General features: G+C 38.8%; 21 protein-coding genes and 2 pseudogenes. 10 read left to right on the top strand and 13 right to left on the bottom strand.

All coding sequences use genetic code 11. The annotated features are described in order from the left end of the window. Positions 1–273: 273 nt before the first annotated feature. Both CK510_RS05585 and CK510_RS05580 read right to left on the bottom strand, forming a co-directional pair. Complete coding sequence (locus CK510_RS05585; protein WP_095720748.1) at positions 274–1872, bottom strand: ATP-binding protein; 1599 nt, start codon at positions 1870–1872, stop codon at positions 274–276. Between the two features lie 5 nt (positions 1873–1877). Next, a complete protein-coding gene (locus CK510_RS05580) occupies positions 1878–3029 on the bottom strand; it encodes an FIST signal transduction protein (protein WP_095720747.1) in 1152 nt (383 codons plus the stop codon). Positions 3030–3407: 378 nt separating this feature from the next. On the opposite strand from CK510_RS05580, the gene CK510_RS33890 reads away from it, so the two are divergent. Beyond that, complete coding sequence (locus CK510_RS33890) at positions 3408–3530, top strand: hypothetical protein (protein ID WP_281256987.1); 123 nt, start codon at positions 3408–3410, stop codon at positions 3528–3530. A gap of 22 nt (positions 3531–3552) precedes the next feature. Here the strand turns inward: CK510_RS33890 and CK510_RS05575 are convergent, their stop codons facing one another. The 3 genes and pseudogenes from CK510_RS05575 to CK510_RS34350 all read right to left on the bottom strand — a co-directional run. Further along, positions 3553–4467 carry a hypothetical protein gene (locus CK510_RS05575; protein WP_095720746.1) on the bottom strand — a complete coding sequence of 305 codons (915 nt, stop codon included), beginning with the start codon at positions 4465–4467 and terminating at the stop codon, positions 3553–3555. Positions 4468–4604: 137 nt separating this feature from the next. Further along, positions 4605–4817 (bottom strand): hypothetical protein, encoded by a 213-nt coding sequence (locus CK510_RS05570; RefSeq protein ID WP_245911857.1) that lies wholly within the window; start codon positions 4815–4817, stop codon positions 4605–4607. Beyond that, positions 4769–4924: pseudogene (locus tag CK510_RS34350) on the bottom strand (anion transporter); the annotation flags it as partial. The pseudogene CK510_RS34350 and the gene CK510_RS05570, both read right to left, overlap by 49 nt. A gap of 659 nt (positions 4925–5583) precedes the next feature. Here CK510_RS34350 and CK510_RS05565 point away from each other — a divergent pair. Further along, on the top strand, positions 5584–5973 hold the full coding sequence (locus CK510_RS05565; protein WP_095720745.1) for a Mo-dependent nitrogenase C-terminal domain-containing protein: 390 nt from the start codon (positions 5584–5586) through the stop codon (positions 5971–5973). 163 nt (positions 5974–6136) lie between these two features. Here CK510_RS05565 and CK510_RS05560 read toward each other — a convergent pair whose 3' ends face one another. After that, positions 6137–8257, bottom strand: coding sequence for a caspase family protein (locus tag CK510_RS05560; protein WP_095720744.1), 2121 nt, complete (start codon positions 8255–8257; stop codon positions 6137–6139). A 269-nt stretch (positions 8258–8526) separates the two neighbouring features. Here CK510_RS05560 and CK510_RS05555 point away from each other — a divergent pair, with 269 nt between their 5' ends. The 3 genes from CK510_RS05555 to CK510_RS05545 all read left to right on the top strand — a co-directional run bounded on the left by CK510_RS05555 (position 8527) and on the right by CK510_RS05545 (position 9976). Next, positions 8527–8964 carry a hypothetical protein gene (locus tag CK510_RS05555; protein ID WP_095720743.1) on the top strand — a complete coding sequence of 146 codons (438 nt, stop codon included), beginning with the start codon at positions 8527–8529 and terminating at the stop codon, positions 8962–8964. A gap of 93 nt (positions 8965–9057) precedes the next feature. Then, complete coding sequence (gene rpmF, locus CK510_RS05550; protein ID WP_095720742.1) at positions 9058–9231, top strand: 50S ribosomal protein L32; 174 nt, start codon at positions 9058–9060, stop codon at positions 9229–9231. 151 nt (positions 9232–9382) lie between these two features. Then, the gene (locus CK510_RS05545) at positions 9383–9976 is read left to right on the top strand and encodes a sulfite oxidase-like oxidoreductase (protein ID WP_095720741.1); all 594 of its coding nucleotides are present in this window, start codon (positions 9383–9385) and stop codon (positions 9974–9976) included. Positions 9977–10292: 316 nt separating this feature from the next. On the opposite strand, the gene CK510_RS05535 is transcribed toward CK510_RS05545, so the two are convergent. The 3 genes from CK510_RS05535 to CK510_RS32565 form a co-directional block, all read right to left on the bottom strand. Further along, positions 10293–11669: an aldehyde dehydrogenase gene (locus CK510_RS05535; protein WP_095720739.1), complete on the bottom strand. Its 1377-nt coding sequence runs from the start codon at positions 11667–11669 to the stop codon at positions 10293–10295. Positions 11670–11796: 127 nt separating this feature from the next. Further along, positions 11797–12897 carry a hybrid sensor histidine kinase/response regulator gene (locus CK510_RS05530; RefSeq protein ID WP_095720738.1) on the bottom strand — a complete coding sequence of 367 codons (1101 nt, stop codon included), beginning with the start codon at positions 12895–12897 and terminating at the stop codon, positions 11797–11799. A 174-nt stretch (positions 12898–13071) separates the two neighbouring features. Then, positions 13072–13236 (bottom strand): hypothetical protein, encoded by a 165-nt coding sequence (locus tag CK510_RS32565; protein WP_211293098.1) that lies wholly within the window; start codon positions 13234–13236, stop codon positions 13072–13074. 191 nt (positions 13237–13427) lie between these two features. Here CK510_RS32565 and trxA point away from each other — a divergent pair, with 191 nt between their 5' ends. Continuing rightward, positions 13428–13751, top strand: a complete 324-nt coding sequence (trxA, locus tag CK510_RS05525; RefSeq protein ID WP_095720737.1) for a thioredoxin — start codon at positions 13428–13430, stop codon at positions 13749–13751. A 23-nt stretch (positions 13752–13774) separates the two neighbouring features. Here trxA and CK510_RS05520 read toward each other — a convergent pair whose 3' ends face one another. Both CK510_RS05520 and ureC read right to left on the bottom strand, forming a co-directional pair. Then, positions 13775–14500 carry a Uma2 family endonuclease gene (locus tag CK510_RS05520; RefSeq protein WP_095720736.1) on the bottom strand — a complete coding sequence of 242 codons (726 nt, stop codon included), beginning with the start codon at positions 14498–14500 and terminating at the stop codon, positions 13775–13777. A gap of 215 nt (positions 14501–14715) precedes the next feature. Then, a complete protein-coding gene (gene ureC / locus CK510_RS05515) occupies positions 14716–16431 on the bottom strand; it encodes an urease subunit alpha (protein WP_095720735.1) in 1716 nt (571 codons plus the stop codon). A 147-nt stretch (positions 16432–16578) separates the two neighbouring features. Here ureC and CK510_RS05510 point away from each other — a divergent pair, with 147 nt between their 5' ends. The 3 genes from CK510_RS05510 (at position 16579) to CK510_RS05500 (ending at position 19013) form a co-directional block, all read left to right on the top strand. Continuing rightward, complete coding sequence (locus tag CK510_RS05510; protein ID WP_095720734.1) at positions 16579–16971, top strand: hypothetical protein; 393 nt, start codon at positions 16579–16581, stop codon at positions 16969–16971. A 162-nt stretch (positions 16972–17133) separates the two neighbouring features. Next, complete coding sequence (locus CK510_RS05505; RefSeq protein ID WP_095720733.1) at positions 17134–18273, top strand: AAA family ATPase; 1140 nt, start codon at positions 17134–17136, stop codon at positions 18271–18273. Further along, entirely contained in the window at positions 18270–19013 is a 744-nt protein-coding gene (locus CK510_RS05500; protein ID WP_095720732.1) for a hypothetical protein, read from the top strand. Before CK510_RS05505 ends, CK510_RS05500 begins: the two co-directional genes overlap by 4 nt. Positions 19014–19026: 13 nt before the next feature. Here the strand turns inward: CK510_RS05500 and CK510_RS30850 are convergent, their stop codons facing one another. Then, a complete protein-coding gene (locus CK510_RS30850; RefSeq protein ID WP_143289234.1) occupies positions 19027–19287 on the bottom strand; it encodes a hypothetical protein in 261 nt (86 codons plus the stop codon). Positions 19288–19398: 111 nt separating this feature from the next. On the opposite strand from CK510_RS30850, the gene CK510_RS05495 reads away from it, so the two are divergent. Continuing rightward, complete coding sequence (locus CK510_RS05495) at positions 19399–20664, top strand: FAD-dependent hydroxylase (protein ID WP_095720731.1); 1266 nt, start codon at positions 19399–19401, stop codon at positions 20662–20664. A 54-nt stretch (positions 20665–20718) separates the two neighbouring features. Here the strand turns inward: CK510_RS05495 and CK510_RS05490 are convergent. After that, positions 20719–21008 (bottom strand): annotated as a pseudogene (locus CK510_RS05490) (hypothetical protein); the annotation flags it as partial.

Raw genomic sequence — 21008 nt, 5'->3', positions numbered from 1 at the left:
GATATTAAACAGAACTTTTCCGTATAACATCCCTACTTAGAGTAAGCCACAAAATGAATGATCCTGTGTTGTCATGCTGAGGAACGAAGCATCTACGCGAGATTCTAGCCTGCGGCAACGCGAAGCGCGTACGTTCCTCAGAATGACATTGGGCATTTCTTTCTGTGGAGTTCTCTTAGAGTATTAAACAGCATTTTCTGTATAACATCCTATGGAACAAACACCTAACCTTCAGCTTTTTTTGGTAATAATGTCCATTAAGCAACCTTCTTGTTAATCGATTGCGATTTTGATGGGAATTTCAATCATAAATTCCGTTCCTTTTCCCAATTGGGAATTGCAGTAAAGTTTTCCCTGATGGGTTTCCCGAATAATGCGATCGCAAATCGACATACCCATTCCCGTACCTTTACCTACGGGTTTGGTAGTAAAGAAAGGATCGAAAATGCGCGATCGAATTTCCTCTGTCATTCCCGAACCATTATCAGATATGGAAATTTGCACGTATTCATTTTGTTGATTTTCTTGATTATTAATGACTGTAGTTTTGATATTAATAATTGGTTCTGGGTGATTGTGGATATTTTTCTCCAACTCGTCGATTGCATTGGCTAATATATTCATAAAAACTTGATTTAATTGACCGGAATAACATTCGATTGTTGGTAGGTTTCCGTAACTTTTAATTACCCTAATTGGAGGGGAAATTGCTGTTCCTTTGATACGATGATTTAAAATCATCAAAGTACTGTCAATTCCTTCATGAATATCTACAGCTTTAATTTCGGCTTCATCGAGACGGGAAAAATTGCGTAAAGATAAAACAATTTCCCGAATCCTTTCTGTTCCCACTTGCATCGAATTTATTAATTTGGGTAAATCCTCAAGGACAAAATTTAAATCGATAATTTTGATATGTTCCTCAACTGCTTGAGGTGGTTGGGGAAAATATTCTTGGTAAAGCCTAATTAACTCCAGTAAATCTAAAATATAGTCCCTTGCGGGGGCTAAATTACTATGGATAAAACCCACAGGATTATTGATTTCATGGGCAATACCTGCAACTAGTTGTCCCAAAGATGACATTTTTTCACTGTGAAGTAGCTGGGTTTGGGTATTTTGTAATTCCTTCAGAGTTAATTCGAGTTCCGATGCAGATTTTTTTAAAGCAGATTGAGTGCGATCGCGTTCGATTTCCCCAGAAACTCTAGCAGCAAATATACGCAAAATTGACTCTTCTACTTGAGAAAATTCTGACAATGGTTTGGTATCCATAATCCCCATAGTTCCCAAATTATTTCCCCATTTGTCCTTAATAGCAATGCCCATATAACTCTCTACTTCCAAAATTGCTACAGTAGAAGCATGGGGAAATTTCTTTGCTAAGGAATCGGGAAATAGATTAAAACCACTTTTTAATACCTCACCACAGGGAGTTCCCAATAATTCAAATTCACTATTTTCAGCAAATCCATTTCCTTGCCATAAAGCAATTATTTTGGTTTTATTTCCGGTTTCATCGACTTCGGTAATAAATCCATATTTCACTTTTAAAACCTGAGCTAAACTACGAGTACAACTGCGAAAAAAATTCTCTCCTGTTGCCGATGCCGTACCTTCGACAATTAATCGTAAAGCTTCTTCTCGACGTTCAATTTTGAATAGGACACTTTCCAATTCCTCAGTTTTCTGTTCCAGTAATAATTGAGATAATTGTGATTCTTGAATTACCTTTCTGAGTAATGCCTCTTTTTTTTGATTTACTTCTTCTAATTGAAATTGTTCGCGCTCGACACTCTCAATTTTTTTGCGGAGAATGCGATTTTCCTTTTTCAGTGCTGTAATGCAATAAACTTGTTCTAAGTCGGACATTTTGCTTACCTTGTGCCAATTAGTAACACTACAAAAGTTTCATTGTGATATAGGGATTCTGAATTTTTCTGCATTGGTGCGATTTCCCCGTAGGTATAGAAGCCACAACAAGAAATATCTGATAAATGGGATTTTAATTTTAAATATTCTGTTTTTGTCTGCGTTCCTAAAAAATTTCTTCTCGCAGTACAGGAAAACAATAATGCTGCCGTTGCTTTTTCTCCAGAATACATTTCTAAAGCTTGGGAAATAGCACTTTCAACCGCTACGAAAATTTCATCTCTGGTAGCTTCTGCTATTTGTACCACAGCATTTTCAGGAACATCTGCAAAGAAGCTAATACTACCAACTTCTAAATTACAAGTTCCATTCATTTCTCGAATATAAAAATCATCTTTTCCTGATTCAAATACAGCCAAGGGATAATCACAACAAGGAAGCATTCCCCTCAAGTAATTTTGATAAAAATCAACTGCGGTTTTACCGTCAATTTCATAAACAATATTCCCTTGGGATTTTGTTACCTTGGCAGCTTTACTAACTGGTTTCCAACCGCTACAAACTCCATGAGAAAATATTAAATCGCCAGCAAATAATAAAATTGGAACGCTATCACTGGTGACTTCACGATTGAAAAATTGATAGGTTTGTTTGAAATTGAATCTATCTCCCGTCAACCCACCAAAGATGGGAAAATTTGTTCCCAAAGCTTGCTTTAAACCATTTAAAATTCCTAACCCACTTGTTGTTAAACTTTCGGGGGTTGTCAAACAAAGCTTTGGTTCCTTGGTAATATTCAACCTTGCTTGCTCTACAGCTGCATTGGTAACTAAATTTGGATTTTTGGAAACTCCCCTACCTATACCTGTCGTGATTTCAATCTCATCGCTGCAAAACACCATCAACGTCAGAGAATCTTGTTGATATTCCAATATCGATGACATCTCACCATCGGTTGTCCCCCCAATTAAAGCTATTCCCGGAAAAGCACCTTGAATTTCATCGAGAATTAAAACATGCTCAAAATCGATCGCAGCAAACAAAATACCTGCTTTCGGTAAATTTTCACCCAGGGAAGTGCGACATTGGGTAATTACCTCAGCAACAGCACAACGGGAATCGGGGTCATTGCTATGTCCCACTCCAACCTGTAACATAATATCTTCCTTCTATTTGTAGTAGATTCATGCATATTCATATTTATATTTCCCAAAAGGATACTGAATCTATCTAAAATAGCTACTAAATATCCAAAAATATACTTCCTACTGCCATATTCTTATTTAGCTTGCAGTTTTACCTAAATCGATTTGAAAACGATTAACTTAGAGATGGAAAGATAATCGACAGATTTCAAAAACATCTACCATTTCGCGATTTTCCCCATATCATATGTTGGGTTTCGCAAAGCCTTTCATTCGCAAGCTTTATTTTCAACTCAATTTTGACCCTCATGAATGCTGGGTTTATTTGTCGTGTTTTTTTGATTATTTGTTTTGCCTCCACGAGTAAACAGAGAGACTGGGGGAAATTCGGTGGCGAAGCGGAGTGCCAGGGACGGGCTACACTTTTTATACTGCCACTCGACAAATCCTCATGCCCGTTCCTGGTCGCGGCAACTTGCTCAAAATCTTTTTTTGCGATCGCTTGACGACTAAGACAGTCGCTACAATACAATTACTAAGATTTACTTTCCTCAGCTTTCTTTTGTGCTGCTTGACTATATTGCCGATATAACTTAGTTCTAATCTGCGCTTCTTGATAACGACTATGACTAGGTGGAACCTTACCCATTAAATCCGAAGCTCTTTGCCAGTTAGCAGCTAATTCTAACCACTGAGTCGAAGTTTTTGCTTTTTGACCAATTCCCGACGCTTCATTGGCAATTCTCACCGCATTAACAAAATAGTCCTGGTTTCCCGTAGTACTACTTTGATTTGTATCTACTGATGACTTTTCTGGCTGTAACTGATTCGTACCTTGGGTTTCTAAAGACTTGGTTAATGGCACAAGTGATGGAGCATTTTTAAAGCGATCGCCTACTAAAACATATAGAGCTGTACCCATCATTCCAAAAAGAATGCATATACTAGCAGCAAGCAATATCCATCCCCAGACAGAACTTTTTGGATTATTTCTATTAGTAATTACTATCGGATGTGAAGGACTTACCTTCGGTGAATGGCTTCTTGCTGACTCTATTCTTCTGTCTTGTAAATCTTTAATAAATTGTTGCAAAAAACTAAGTTTTTCTAAAACAATTTCCTCTGACCAAAGTAATTGATTCTCAGAATCGCGGTAAATTTCCTCTAGCCAAAGTAATTGTTGCTCGCGAACAATACGACAGTTTATATTGACTCTGTGAATGTTTCGCGGTGCGATTGATTTAAGAATTTGATGTATTTTTTCTACTAAAATCGTTCTCTCAAGCTGCTCTTCGGTGTTAGCCTCGCAAAGCAACTGCAACACACTATTATCAAATACTGCCCTAGTTCTGACACCAGAATCTGCCAGTCTTTCATTAAGCACCTGAATGATTGCTGCAACACTGCCTTGTTGAGCTTGCCAGAAAATATCGTTAATCCTGTCTACCATCATTGGGGTTTTAGTTATAGCCCTTCTACCCTAAGTTGTTGACAAATAAGTAAAATTAAAGCTTGTGTTTTAAACAACAAAAGCCTGTTCTTCGATTGTATGGGTAAAAGACGATGTTGCCAAATTAAAGAATAAAGTTAACCTTTTTCCCGCTTTAACGAAGAATTGCGATCGCTGGAAGCAACCCAAAAATAAACCAACAGTAACGTTATCCCTGTCACAGGTAATCCAAATCGCAAATGTTCCCAAAATGTCAATCGATATCCTAAATCTGCTACTGCTGCTTCCACAACATGATATTGAGCTTTTCGCACTTTTGGGTTGAACGCACTTCTGGATACAATAGCCACAGTAAAATAATTTTAATTGCCATGCCCGCTACAGCAATTGGTAGCAAAGCTTTGAGAAAATCAAGATAGCCAATACCGGAAAACCAACCAATCAGAATATTTTGGGGATATTTTTACCCTCTAAAAAGGCTGAAAGTGAACAGTCTAGCCAATGCCTAACCCCAGATACGTTAATCCTAATATGCGATAGGTTGCAAATTTGAGGAAAATCACTATTTACCAATGTAATATTTATCACTTTTATTTCTCGAAATCAGTAGCACAACTCACTTTTTGCCACCTAGAATTCCGATAATATCCGCTTAGTTCACCTATTTTGTCACATCCGGGAACCTATCTAAGAGTATTACCTTCTTTTGTGAATGGAGAATTCTTAGATAATTAATTGAGCATTAATACTTAATATAGGTATTACTCTATGCTAACCCCAGATATTCTCTATAGAAAAAATTGTAAATGTTGGGTAAATATCTGTCCAAAGGCAGATGTCTTTATTAGAATCTTAAATAGGTCAAGTTATCGACAAGATATTAGCACCTGACTACCGATCGCCAGGAATTTGCGATTAACTGGAGTAGATAGTAAGTGGACTTTAATTCGGGTCGCTACCGTTTTAGGCTTTACGCTGTACGCTGCTTATTGCATCATGGCTCCTAGCCAGTTTCTTCCGGGAGAGATAGTTAAGCATTAATTAAGTCGTAGATACATATCATCGACAAACAATAACAACCAGTTCAAAACCCTCAAGAAGAGAGTGGAGTGAACCATGAAGGTATTTAGAAATACTGGTAAAAAGATTTTTTTCGCAAGCTGGGTATCTCTCGATCGCGCAGAAGTCAATGACGAAGCCAACGATAAAAGCTTTGCTCAACAGAATCAGACTTTCAATAGAGCCAGACGTGATGTCCTGAAGCCGTTGCGGAACTGGATAGACAATATTCAAATTCGCGATCGCACTTTTGCCCATCAGCTTTGTAAATCGATCCCCGCACAATGTCCGTTTGAACGTGACGTTAATTTATTCGGCAAAACCCTGTTCCACATTCCGCCAATGTGCAAGCTGAACCCGTTGTATGACGAGGTTGTTGGTTTGCGGTTTCGGGCTTTGTGCTACCTTGCTGATGATTGCGGCGAGGATATATCACAATATTGTTAATTGTTTATGGGTAGTTGTTGGTAGTGAAAAATCGACTACTAATACCAATAAAATAACCCCTAATACCAATAAAATAACCCCACCGCCTGTGGCACCTCCCCTTACCAAGGGGAGGTATGGGGAGAGGGGATAATGTGTAGCCTCACATTATTTGATATAACTACTAACTTTTCTTCCACCTTTGAATCGTTTTTTGGGCTGCATCGTAAGCGGGGGTTCCTTCGGGAACTAGGGTAGCTGTACCAATAGCTGCTTTCTTTTCCCCATTAGCGGCGCGCTTTTTGGCGATATTAAGTATTTCTTTGCTCCATTTATCGATGGATTTTTGAGCAATATCAAAGCCCGGTTCACCTTTAGAAACTTTTTTGGCGACTTCGATCGCACGGTTGTAAGTTGATGCTTGTCCGGGTTGGATTAAACCTGTGGCTGCTTCCACAAGTGTTTTGTTACTTAAATACTGTTTTGCTTGCTGTCGCCATTGGGTGATGGCTGTTTTTGCTTTGGGATGGAGTGGTTCCGACTCGTTAATTAACTGAGCTGCGGCTATGGCTGAAGAATATTGACGTTTTTTGGCGCGTTGATTTGCCAATTCATAAATCATGCTGTTCCAAACTTGGATATTTACCTGTGCCTCCCCATAACGCTCCTCACTGGGCTTAACTTTTCGTGCAGATGCGATCGCAAATTTTAAGTCGCTGGCTTGATTTGGACTCAGGGATAATTTGTCTAACTTAGATAATGCTTGTTTTCGGCTTTGGGTGTCGGAACTGTCCAAAACTGAGGCTGTTGCCGTTGTTGTTGGTGTTGGTGTGGTTTGATTGACAACAGATGAATCAGCAGGTGGATTAACTGGAGTTGGACTAACTGGAGTTGGATTAACTGGAGTTGGATTAACTGAAGGTGAATTACTGGGAGTTGGTTTCACCTGTTGAATTGGTGGCTGAGTCGCTGGTATCTTTGGTGCAACCGTATTTGGAGGAGTACTGGGAATAGTTTGCACAAATGATGATTCGTCGGGGTTTTGCGGCACTGAGTATGTTTCTTCGACCCTGGAATCAGCATTATGGCGAAAAATCAAAATAACTATCATCCCTAAAAGCAAGGTCATGCTACCACCCCAGAGTAGTACCTGCATCCAAAAAGGAAGCCCAGTATTTGTTTCCTGGCTTGTAGTATTTATTTTTGGAATGCCGGAAATGGGTTGGGAAATTTCTACCTTTGCTTTTGCGGGGGGAAGTGAAGGGGGTAACGAACGTTGGCTTGGTTGTTTGATCCCCGAATTGATCCCCGGATTAATACCTGGATCAACATCTGGATTAACATAACCTTGTCGTCCGAAACTAGTCGCGGCAGGATTGTTAATTAACTGCGAATAATTACTAGAATTTGTTTGTGGGTAACTATTCGAGTTGAGATGTGAGTAATTATTACTAGGAACATTTTCTTCAACAGAAGGAGATGGGTTTGGCGAAGCCCCGCCGAAGGCGTTCGCTCTCGCAAAGATTTCTTCGGAAACTACTATTGCAGCAGCATCCATATCGTTTTCAAATTCAGAGTTTCCCAAAATTACCTGCTTGCTTGAAATAATAACAGTTACAGGGTTTTGCGTTGGTCGCCAGTAGTACTGACATAATTCTGGTGTCCTAACGCTAAGATAGGCTTCTAACTCGCCCAAAGTTTTACCATTATCCGAACTCAGCGCTTCCAATAGCGCTGCTGTAAAAAAGCCATGTCCGAGTTCGGTGCTTTCATATGAAAATTGTTCGGGTTGACAAGAGAGAATCAAAGGAACTTCTAATTCCTGTGCCAGTTCAATGATTTCTTGCCCAACAAATGTATCCAGTCCTTGAGTTGCGAACGCACGGTTAATATCAAGCAACATTAATGCATTGACATTTACACTATGCAAAGTATGCATAATTGTGGCAACTTCGATGCCAGTCTCTTCAACTTGTCCGGGGTTTCCATCAACAGGCATCAAATAATCCTTCCCGTTGTGCTGGATGCCGTAACCACTGAAAAAAAACCATACACGATCTTGAGGTCGCCAACAAGCGGCTGCTAAGTCCTCAAGAAGTAGCAAAATATTGTCTTTTGTTGGAGAAGTTGCTCTGTCTCCGATGGGTGGAGAGGTGTCACTCATCAGCAACGATTGCTGTTGTTTGAAGCCACCATCAGCAACTAGTAAACCTCGCACAGCCTCAGCATCAGCCTGGGCACAAGCTAGGGGTTGGAGGAACTGATATTCATTTATGCCTATAGCGATCGCCCAGTTTTTTGCCATCGCGCTCGATCACATTTGGTTTACAAAATTGAATAATTGGGTTGAAGCTGAGGGTTTGCCGATGTTAAAAAACAAGGCTAACCTATGTCTATTACTCTAAGTAATTGTCATCAAAGCTAAAAAATAAAGGTTCTTTTTATTACTCGCTTTCAATGCAATTTCCAGGTCATCACTTTCTTGAGCTAAAACATATGCAAAATCGTACTCAAAAGCTAATAAGCATAAATACCCTTTCAATAAAGAAAATTTTAAAGTCGTTTACTCCCTCTATGACAGCCAAAGAAGCGAAAATCCGGATAGTCTATGCCACATTACTGTTAGGTACAGCCGTGCCTGTATGGGGGATTACGGAGGGGATTAGCCCACAAATTGTGCGAGCATATACCGCAAGAGCCGATATTGTGATTGACAGATTACCAGAGGAAACCTATGAAACTATGTTGCGTCGGGCAGAAGCAGCCGCCCGTGCTGGCGCACAACGCAGTTTTGACCAGGATATATTGATAACAGAGGTTTCTGTGATAATTTCTGGACAAAATTACGGTGCGATCGCGCCAATTTTAGACTTGCGAGTCAACCGTCAGCAATGGCGTAATCGTCCCGATCCCCAAGTATGGGCAACATATTTTAAATCAGCGCGATCGCTATTGTTATTTGACCAAAAACAAGGGAATACGGAAGCCGCAACCGCAAGCACGCCGAAGTAGAGGATAGAAGGCGGGGAATTTAATACACAATCCCCAATTCCCCACAAATGACATAGAATAGGAAGGTTGTCAAAAATTGCGGTATCCGCTAGTATGGCTTGTCCAAAGAAGAAAACCTCAAAATCAAAGCGTGACTCGCGTCGCGCAACCTGGAGACGTAAAGCTGATGTGGAAGCATTAAAAGCTATCTCTCTTGGTAAATCAATTCTGAGTGGACGTTCAAATTTCGTCTACCCAACAGATGAAGAGGAAGAAGGCGAAGAATAGTAAAATATAGGAGTTATCAGGAGTTAGGAGTTGAAAATTAGGAGTTAGGAATTAAGTATTAAATAATTAATAATTTAAAAGTATTTCTAACCTCAAATTTATTATTAACTCATCACTCCTAACTCCTAACTCATCACTATATTTTGATGCAATGCTAGGGAAATTTTTTCAAAAGCCTACAGGGGAAGATGCAATGCGCGTTCCTCCAGGTCAACATTTGGCTAGCGGTTTTCCTGTTTTAACCTATGGTGAAACTCCGCAAGTCGATACCAATACCTGGGAATTTCGCGTTTGGGGTTCAGTTATTCCTAAGGTTTTCACTTGGGATGATTTTATGAAGTTACCTCACAGTGAATTTACTGCCGATTTTCACTGTGTGACGCGCTGGTCGAAATTGGATGTTAAGTGGACTGGTATTAAAGTTACTGACTTTATTAAAGCAATTGAAGTTGAACGCCTAGTAAAGCATGTTATGGAACATTGCTATGGTGGTTATACAACTAATATTTCAATTGATGATTTATTGCGGGAAGAAAACTTTTTTGCTTTTAATTTATTTGGTGAACCATTATCAGCAGAACATGGTGGTCCAATGCGTTTGGTTGTACCCCATCTTTATGCTTGGAAGAGTGCTAAATGGATTAATGGTTTGGAGTTTTTGGGAAGTGAAGAATTAGGCTTTTGGGAACGTAATGGCTATCATAAACGTGGTGAACCTTGGGCTGAAGAACGTTATAGTTCTTAAGAATATGGATTTAATAAAATACAGAACCTCATCCCTGCTACGCATCCCCTCTCTGTTAACGGAGAGAAGTTGCGTGCGGGGGTTCCCCCCGTTGAGCAAACTACCCTACGGGAACGCTAAAAGCGAACGGGAGAGGGAAATAAAAGGGGATAGGTTCCATATTAAATTTATACTTTATTTAATCCGTATTCCTTTAGTGGAAAATATTTTTTTAGTTAAAATACCTAATTCTAAGATGATTTTTATTGGGAAGGTAGAGACGTAGAAATACTATGTCTCTACACTGTTTATCTGTAAGTTCGATGAATGCAATTTATCAACCCAAGAGTTTTTTCAACAAACTGAGCTTTCCTTCATAGGGAGCATATAATATTTTTGCATCCAAGAAAAATGGTCTAGTGACTACAGATTTATAATGGGAAAAAGTGTCAAAGCTTGCTTTGCCATGATAGCTACCAATTCCACTATCACCAACACCACCAAAGGGCAAAGTTGAGCCAGAAACCTGTTTTATCACATCATTAATACATACTCCTCCAGATGAAGTTTCACAAAGTACTTTTTTCTGTAAATTTTTGTTTTTCGAGAATAGATATAACGCTAATGGTTTAGGACGCAAATTAATTTTATCTATGATATCGTTAATGTTGGTATATTCAATTATAGGAAGAATCGGAGCAAAAATTTCGTCCTGCATAATTGTATCTTCCCAACTGACATTATCAATTACTGTCGGAGATATGTAGAACTCGTCAGCATTTGTTTCACCACCAATGCGAATATCACCTTGTATTAGATTAGCGGCTCTAGAAAATTGCTTTTGATTAATTATCCGAGCATAATCGGGGCTATTTTTGGGATTCTCTCCATAAAATTCTTGAATACACTTTTCTATAGCTCCTACAAATTCTGCTTTAATATCCTGGTGAATTAAAACATAATCTGGAGCAATGCAAGTTTGTCCAGCATTATAAAATTTTCCCCAAGCAATTCGACGTGCTGCTACTTCTAAATCAATATCTTTATCAACAATACAAGGACTTTTTCCACCTAGTTCTAAAGTTACAGGTGTTAAGTGTTTTGCTGCTGCTGCCATGATTATTTTACCTGTAGCTGTGCCACCTGTAAAAAAGATGTGATCGAATTTTTCTTGAAGTAACTGCTTACTAACTTCAACATCTCCTTCAAATACTTTTATATATTCTTGAGGGAAATTTTTAGAAATTATTTCTGCAATTAATTTTGAGGTATGTGGTGCAAATTCAGAAGGTTTAACAACTGTACAATTTCCTGCTGCGATCGCACCAATTAATGGCATCAAATTCAGTGTAAAAGGGTAATTCCAAGGTCCAATAATTAAAGCAATTCCTAGTGGTTCGGGAATTATTTTCGCTGAGGCTGGTAACATGGAAAAAGGAATTGCTGTTTTTTTCGCTTCCACCCAATTTTTAATGTTTTTTAGTGCATAATCAATTTCCTGAATGACAGAGGAAAATTCGGAAGTATAAGCTTCAAATAGTGGTTTGTTTAAATCTGCTTTTAATGCTGCAATAATTGCACTTTCATTATCAACTACTATTTTTTTTAGACTTTGCAGTTGGGTAATACGAAAATCAACGTTTTTAGTTGTACCAGTACGAAAATATTGGCGTTGCTTACTGAGAACATCGCTAATTAATATTTGAGATGACATGATATCAGTCCTTATCTTGCAATCCTGGTTATATTTACATGATATGACAATAAATAGTGGGAAGTTAGATTAAAAGCTGAGATTTAAACTTTAAATAAAAAATAGCACTCAGAATTCAGCCAATCAATTATTGCTTAACTGGTAGTTCGATAATAAATGTACTACCTTGACCAAATTGCGATCGCACTTGAATTGTACCTTTATGTGCCTCAACAATCCGACGGGAAAGATATAAGCCCAAACCACTTCCTTGACGTTTGTGATTTCCTTGACGAAACCTTTCAAATAAATTAGCTTGTTCTTCCAGGGGAATTCCCGTACCCGTATCTTCAATCTCTACCCTGACAAATTCATTACTACCACTTGCGGGAGTGATATGAATAGTGACTGCACCTTTATCGGTAAACTTAATCGCATTACCCACCAAATTAGTCAAAAGACGGTGAACTTCCAAGCGATCGCAATTTACCACACAGGCATTTGTCTCCTCTACAGCATCTACAATTACCGCTAATCCCTTTGGTTGTGCTAAAGCTGTTAATTCACCTATAACTTCTTGCGATAGCTGATAGAGGTTTACAGGTTGAAATGCCAGATTTTTCCGTCCAGCTTCAAAGCGGTAAACTTCAAGTAAAGTATTTACCATCGCTAGTAAATTTGTATTACTGCGTCCCATAATGGTAATAACTTCCATCATTTGGGTTGAAAGTTCACCCAAAGCTCCCTGCTGCAATAATTCCAGCATTCTTTCGGCAGCAACTAATGGTGTGCGTAAGTCGTGGGTTAGACGAGAGACAAAATCTTCCCGTTGTTTAGCAATTTCATCGCGCTCATCAATACTGTGTTTGAGACGTAGCAAAGAACGCACCCGCGCCATCAATTCATCGACTGTAACAGGTTTGCGAATAAAATCATCTGCTCCCAAATCCAATCCCTGCGCGACATTTGGAGAATCATGGGCAGTTATTAGCAAAATTGGCATAAACCGCAAGTCCTTGTTTTCACGGACACGACGAGTAACTTCGTATCCATCCATTCCCGGCATCATTAAATCCAGTAGTACTAAATCAAAGTTGGATGCTTCAATTTTTGCTAAAGCGATCGCACCATTTTCGGCTGTACTAACTATGTAACCTTCTTCTTCCAAAATGGTTCTGATGAGAAACACATTATCTGGAGAATCATCGACAACTAGGATTTTATCTGACTGGGATGGAGAGGGAATCATTTAGTTAGAAGTATGGGTTTAAAAGTGAATGAATATAAATAAGTTTTATTTATATCATTATTCTGGTAGAACTCCGCAATTTTGCCTCCTACTAGAGAGTGATTATTGGATCGGATACATCAATTAAGTTACTATATATACAATTTGCTTTAGTCTTTACTTAAGGATAATCACTTACAAGTAATTTGGAACTGTGGAAGTACCTGAGATGGCAGTTGGACGAGTATCTTCCCCTGGTGACTTACCAATAGATAAAATGGATTGTAGTTTTGGTGCGTCAAGGATTTCGGGAACATATATATTTAATTTTTTAATTTTGCGTAACCACTTACTACTCAATAAATGATAAAATCACTTAGAAATGTTGTTTTGGTGGAATATTTACATTTAACGTCTTCACTTTAGATTCACGTATAAATTCAGCAACGTCTGATTTCATAATAAAACCTATCAAGAAGAAGCTTTGTACCAAATTTTGTTCTGAATTAGCAACAAGAACCAAAATCAATAAAAAAATACAGGGAATATCTATGCCAACAGTTGAATATATTCAAGAAGAAGAATTTGACTCACTTTTGACACCTGACAGTGGACTGCTCGTATTTGACTTTACAGCAAGTTGGTGTGGTCCTTGTAAGATTATTGCTCCTTTAATGGATAAATTAGCTCAAGAATATGTTGGTCGTGCCAAAGTCGCTAAAATAGACCTTGACCAAAGTAAAACCCTTGCTAAAAAGTTGGGTATTCGTAGTATTCCAGCAGTGATGATTTACAAAGATGGCAATTTGATGGAAACCATTGTTGGAGTCGCTACCTACGAAAAATTCTCCACTGCTGTAACAAATTTACTTTGATCTAATTTAATCTAATTTAAATTTCAGGCAGGTTCAATACCAGCATCTCTTAATTGTTGTGCTAATCTATCAGCGCGTTGTTTCTCAGTTTCAGCACGTTGACGTTCCTGCGTTGCTGCTTCTGAACCCCAAAGCAATAATTCTCCAGTTTCATCCCACCAACGTAACCAAAAACCATCGCGATTTTCTCGTATACCTTCCCATATACCCAAAAATAGGTTCATCTGGGTTATTGAATAGCGGTTATTTGCATCGGGGGTTTGCAGTTCGTAGTTACCTAAATTATCTAATTTATAAACTTCTAATGTTCCATGACTGGGTTCAAAAATGGCGTAGTTGGGAACCTTCAAAACTTGTTCATAAAAAAACCATTTTCCTGGTGGATAAGTTGGTTTGCTGGAATATTCTGTACCTTCAGTATCAGAAATAAATTCCATGACAATGATGGGAATTTCACCTTGTAATTGCGGGGTATAACTACGGATAACCTCATCTCGTGGAACCCTAATTGATGCCACATATCCCCAATCAGGTGCTTTGATGACTATTTTATTATTTAAAGTGGCGCAAATGCCGTAATTAGTTGTGGTTAAACTATTAACTGGTAATTTTCCAGCAAGTTCTAGACTTTCAGTTAAGGCAGCTGCAAGGGGAGGTTGGTTAATATTATCCACTGGTTCGTCATCTAAAACAAAATCGTCTGGTAACTTTTCCCAGGTGATTTGATATGTTGCTGAATTGGCTAACATAGGGAAACCTGCCTGAATTATGGTTGGTCGTAGTCTCTATTTTACATCAGGGAACACCGTTGGATATGTGTGGCTGTCCCATGCGATCGCGGATAACTTTTCCTAAGAATGAATTTTACCTCATCGCCGTAGGTTTTGAAATCGCGATCGACTTTATTTTAAGCGGAGATTTTTTATTTGGAAATCTCTGATTAAGTAGACAGATATACATATCCTCAAAACAAAAAGTACCTTTGTGCCATTGGTAAAATTGTCGCAGGTTCACAGGTCAATAATTCCCCATCTGCACGTACTTCGTAAGTCTCCGCATCAACTTCTATATTTGGCATAGCATCATTTAACTTCATATCTAGCTTGCTTAACTTGCGGATTCCCGACACAGCCACAGCTTGCTTTTGCAAACCCAATTTTTCAGGAATTTCCCGTTTTAATGCAGCTTTAGAAACAAAAGTCAAGGAAGTTGCATGTCTCGCACCTGCAAAACTACCAAACATCGCTTGCATATGTACGGGTTGGGGTGTGGGGATACTTGCATTGGCATCACCCATTTGTGCCCATGCGATCGCACCTCCTTTGATTACTATCTCCGGTTTCACACCAAAAAAACCAGGTTTCCACAAACATAAATCTGCTAGTTTACCTGCTTCCACTGAACCCACATACTCAGAAATCCCATGTGCGATCGCAGGGTTAATTGTGTACTTAGCGACATATCGCTGTGCCCGAAAATTATCTGACCTCTCCCCAATCCCTTTACTATAAAGGGTTCCCCGTTGGACTTTCATTTTATGCGCGGTTTGCCAAGTCCGAATTATTACCTCTCCTACCCGTCCCATTGCTTGGGAATCGGAGGAAATCATACTAAATGCACCCAAATCATGCAAAATATCCTCAGCAGCGATGGTTTCCCGACGGATGCGCGACTCTGCAAAAGCTACATCTTCGGGAATATCTGCATCAAGATGGTGACATACCATCAACATATCTAGGTGTTCGTCAAGGGTATTTACCGTATATGGACGGGTGGGATTAGTGGATGATGGTAGCACATTTAGCTCCCCGCAGACTTTGATAATATCTGGTGCATGTCCTCCCCCTGCTCCTTCCGTGTGGTAAGTGTGGATAACGCGATTTTTGAATGCGGCAATAGTATCTTCGACAAAACCTGATTCGTTGAGGGTATCCGTATGTATGGCAACTTGGACATCAAATTCATCAGCAACAGTCAAACAAGTATCAATTGTCGCTGGAGTCGTTCCCCAATCTTCATGTAGTTTTAACCCCATTGCTCCGGCATTAACTTGTTCAATTAGTCCCTGAGGTTGACTAGTATTGCCTTTCCCTAAAAATCCCAAATTCACCGGGAAAGCATCAGCCGCTTGTAGCATTCGGTGTATATGCCAAGGTCCCGGCGTACAAGTTGTGGCATTTGTACCCGTAGCAGGTCCCGTACCCCCACCAATCATAGTCGTGATTCCCGATGCGATCGCAACTTCAATTTGTTGGGGACAGATAAAATGGATGTGACTATCGATACCCCCAGCAGTGAGAATCATCCCTTCCCCTGCGATCGCTTCGGTTCCTGGACCAATAATGATGTCTACATTGTCCTGGATGTAAGGATTTCCAGCTTTACCTATTTTGAATATTTTCCCGTCTTTGATACCGATATCGGCTTTGACAACACCCCACCAATCGAGAATTACAGCGTTGGTAATTACGGTATCGACAGCACCATCAGCGTTGGATATGGGGGATTGTCCCATGCCATCACGGATAACTTTTCCTCCACCGAATTTTACCTCATCACCGTAAGTCGTGAAATCGCGATCGACTTCGATGAAGAGTTCGGTATCTGCGAGTCTGATTTTATCTCCAACGGTGGGACCAAATGTTTCTACGTAGGCACGACGGGACATTCTGTAAGGCATGATGCATTTTTAGTAATGGAGGATAAAATTGAGTTTAAACGCAAAGGAACGCGAAGTACGCGCAAAGGTTCGCAGAGGCTTGCTCAATTCTACCACACATACCGTGCATTAGTTATACTAAAACAAGATATTTAATACTTAAGGTATATGTTTTATCAAGGTAATTTTGTCTCTATAGACAATGACGGTAAGTTTCACATATCAGTTGAGTCTGTGCAAGAAGCGAAAATAGCAATCAAAGAGTTAAAATTGAAGAAGAAAGAGTATGCTCTTGTGAAAAGAGAAATATCTCAACAGCAAAAAGTAATTCGCGCAGAATATACTGAGAATGTACGTCAAAGAGGTTCTAAAATCAGAGGTGGTGGCGGTTTAGGTCAGCTAATACGAACTGTTCAAACGATTAATCGTGATGCAGATCGTCGTGCTTTAGCTCAACAGCTTGCACCATTAGAACAACAGAAAAATATTATTGATGGAATTATCAATGCAATTGAACAAGCAATTTTAAAGATAGAACAGTATATTCTTGAAAATTCTTAATTTATAATTTATGAGGTAATGGGAAACTAGCACGACAGAAGTCGCGCTAGTTTCGCCTTTGTTCTAGAACCAATAAGAATATCTATAATATCTGTCGAAATTTTCAGTGCATAGATTATAGAATAATGTTTGAAAAGTAGATAAATATAAAGCTGAGGTACGATGCTATCTAAATTGCGAGTTCAGCACTATAAAAGCCTCTTTGATACAGAGGTAGATTTGGAACCATTAACTGTATTTATTGGACCTAATGGTTCTGGAAAATCAAATATTTGTGAGGCTTTATTTGTATTATCTGATTTTTTGGAAAAATTAATAAAAAATACAATTCCCCAAAATGCAATACATTTGTTCACACAGTCTTTAATAAAAGCTAATAATAATCAGCAGGAAATTAAATCTAAATTTTGGCAAGGAAAACAGGATTATCTTTTATTTGAGGTCAGCACTTTACCAACAACTGATAACACAAACTTTATCTCAGACATCTTATTACGTCTCGATTATCCTCAGCAAATATTTGAGTTTCTTCCTATATACTCTATAAAAAGTGATAAAGTTGCTTCTCATACTTTTACATCCCAACTTACAGACAAAAGTAGAAACATTTTAGTTTCTAATCAATACTCAGATTCACCCCTTGCTAATGCTTTAAAGAAAGTTAGTATTTATGACTTTGCACCAATTAGTCTATCTAGTAATATCCCATCCAGCCACGGTATGGATAAAACCGGACAGGGAATTGTTGATGCTCTCGCTGACATTTTGTTGAATAATCGTAAAAGCTTTGATGAACTAGAGGAACGGTTAACCAGACTTGTTCCTAATATCCAGAGAATTTCATTGCATCGTCGGGAAGATCGAACATTTGTAATGGAATTAATCGATAGATATTCTGAGCATCATATTCCTGCTTCTGATATATCAGATGGGACTTTGAGAATTTTAGCTTTTCTAACTGCACTATATCAAGACAATACTCCAAGTATTATTTGTTTTGAAGAAATAGAAAATGGGGTTCACCCTTGGCTTTTACACAAAATGATGGAATTGTTGAAAATAATATCCACAGACGGAATTACAGGTAAACCCGTTCAAGTTTTAATCACAACCCATTCTCCCTTATTACTAAATTATGTCGAACCTCATCAAGTTCGTGCAGTTGAGTTAGACAATGAAGGTAAAACCCAAATTCATGCTTTACCAGTGGATTCCGAACGCTTTCAAAAAGCTTTAGAAGCTTATGATGGAGCATTAGGTGAACTCTGGTTTTCCAACATATTTGGAGGTAATCCTGTATGAATCGATCGATTCGTATTGGGTTAATTGCTGAGGGAGAAGCAGAACTCGGAGCAAGTATTCCCTATATTAATCCTGAAGATGGAGGAAAAATTATTGCAAGAGACAAAGAAGGTGCGCTTCATACATTAATTAGACGAGAATTGGTAAATTTAGGATTAGCTAATTGTGATTTTGTCCAAAGACATCCATCTATTAAAGAAAGTCGAGTTTTGAAGCGACGTGTTGGACATTCAATTTTAGACCCAAAATATTTATCGCAGGTAATTATTGCGTGGAAACCGGAAGAAGTCGATATGATTCTATTAGTTGTTGATGCAGATGATAAACTCGAACAAAGGAAAATTGACTTAGAACGTGCTTTACATAAAATCCGTGATAATCACCTCGATATTAACGATAAACCAATTCGCGATCGCAGCACGGGAGGGTTAGCAATTAGAAATTTTGAAACCTGGTTGTTAGCAGATACAAAAACAATTTCTAAGGTTTTGGGTATAGAGATAAAAAATCTGGAAAATTTAGAAAATTTGGATGGTGGAAAAGATATCTTAGAAAATGCGATCGGATGTTCGACGTACCTATCTTCAGATAGTAGCAATCAACGTCCTCTAAAAATTCGCTGGAAACTTGCTTTTGAGATTGATTTAGAAATTGTCAAGACTAACTGTCCCAATGGATATGGGACTTTTATGGAAAATTTAATCACAGTCACAAAAGTGTTTGCTGAGTCAGAATCTTGATACTTTGCGTAATTCAGGGTTGTAAGGTTGTGCGATTCCTGCGGAAGCTATGCGATCGCATTTGACGAAACTTAAACAAGACGAACAAAGTTACTATAATTGGTATCGGTTCTGGATTTATACCATTCTCCCTGGTTCGCAGTTTTAAAAAGCATCGCTTTGGTGGTGGATGCACTATAGAACACAACAGTCCAGAAGTGCGATCGCAACTAGTTATTCCATCGTCGAGAATATCAAATGCGATCGCAAAGCTTACCATGTAGGTATTACACAACTATATAACTTTTCAAAAAAATAACAGGTAAATCTTCTACTATTCCTTCTCATTGCCTAAAAACCCTAGTTTGCGTCAAAATAAAAGAAAACGTTGTAATTTGTCTTAACAATGGCGCAAGTAACATTACCCCAAACTCTTAACACTACCCAAATTACGACGAATCATAACGGTTACGATTATGATTTAGTCATTGTTGGTGGTGGAATTGTCGGTTTAACCCTCGCAAGTGCTTTGAAGGATTCAGGGTTAAATATTTTGCTAATCGAAGCTCGGTTAGAATCAGCAGCAGTAATGAAAGGACAAGCTTATGCGGTACATATGCTGTCTGCGTTGATTTACAAAGGAATTGGAATTTGGGACAAGATTTTGCCCAATATTGAGACATATCGACGAGTCAACTTGTCTGATGGTGATTATCCGAATGTGGTGGAATTTAGCACTGAGGATATTGGTAAGGATGATTTGGGTTATGTTGCCGAACACCAAGCGCTTTTGTATCCGCTAGAGGAATTTGTCAAAAATTGCGCTAATGTGACCTTGCTTCGCCCTGCGGAAGTCGTAGAAACCCAGTATCAGAGCGATGCTGCTGTCACCACAATCAAAGTTGCCGGAGAGATTAAAACGATTCGCAGTAAATTATTAGTGGCAGCAGATGGTTCGCGATCGCGCATTCGTGAAGCAGCAGGTATTAGTACCAGTGGTTGGAAATATTGGCAATCATGTATTGTCGCTTTTGTCAAGCCAGAGAAGTCACACCAGCAAACTGCTTATGAGAAGTTTCAAGCAAGTGGTCCTTTTGCGATTTTACCATTACCTGAAAACCGTTGTCGGATAGTTTGGACTGCACCCCATGAGGAAGCAAAAGCTTTATGCGAATTGGATGATGAGGGTTTTTTGCAGGAGTTAAGCAATCGTTATGGTTCACAAATGGGTAAACTTGAATTGTTGGGGGAAAGATTTGTTTTTCCAGTGCAATTAATGCAAAGCGATAAGTATGTTTTAAATCGACTTGCATTGGTTGGTGATGCGGCACATAATTGTCATCCTGTTGGGGGGCAAGGTTTAAATTTAGGTATTCGTGATGTTGCGGCATTAGCGCAAGTGATTCAAGAAGCACATCAAGCGGGTAAGGATATTGGTAATATTAAAGTATTGAAGAAATACGAACGTTGGCGCAAGTTTGAGAATATCATTATTTTGGGTTTTACTGATATATTAGATCGGGTTTTTTCTAATAGTTTTCTGCCAATTGTGATTGTGCGTCGTTTCGGTTTATTAGCGATGAAATATATACCGTTAGTCAAGGTACTTTCTTTAAAGTTAATGATTGGATTATTAGGGAAAACACCAGAATTAGCAAAGCGATCGGGTTGATTATATTTTTTTGAGTATTAGAGAATGTCTTGGATTACTGGTTATCAAGTATTATTAATTAAGTAATTGAGGGTCTTCACTTGGAGGATGTAAATTAGCCTGAACCCAAAAACCCCGCGCACTTCTTATTGAATCATTGTTTGGGTAACGTTCGTCGTTCATGTCGAGACGTTTACAAGTTGCTCTGCCAATAGGGGTAACTCCTATAATTTGCCTTCCATCTGCTGACCAAACAAAATGTTCTGACCAAATTTGTTGACGAGGATTAGGGACTACCAAGAAATAAATTGCCCTATTAAAAAAAATGATAATCAAAAAATAGGAAGCAAAGAAACTGCGATCGC

Origin of the sequence: Brunnivagina elsteri CCALA 953, from assembly GCF_002289455.1 — a bacterium.
Classification (GTDB): Bacteria; Cyanobacteriota; Cyanobacteriia; order Cyanobacteriales; family Nostocaceae; genus Brunnivagina; species Brunnivagina elsteri.
The sequence above is the reverse complement of the archived record's forward strand: the minus strand, read 5'-3'. Positions and strand labels throughout refer to the sequence as shown.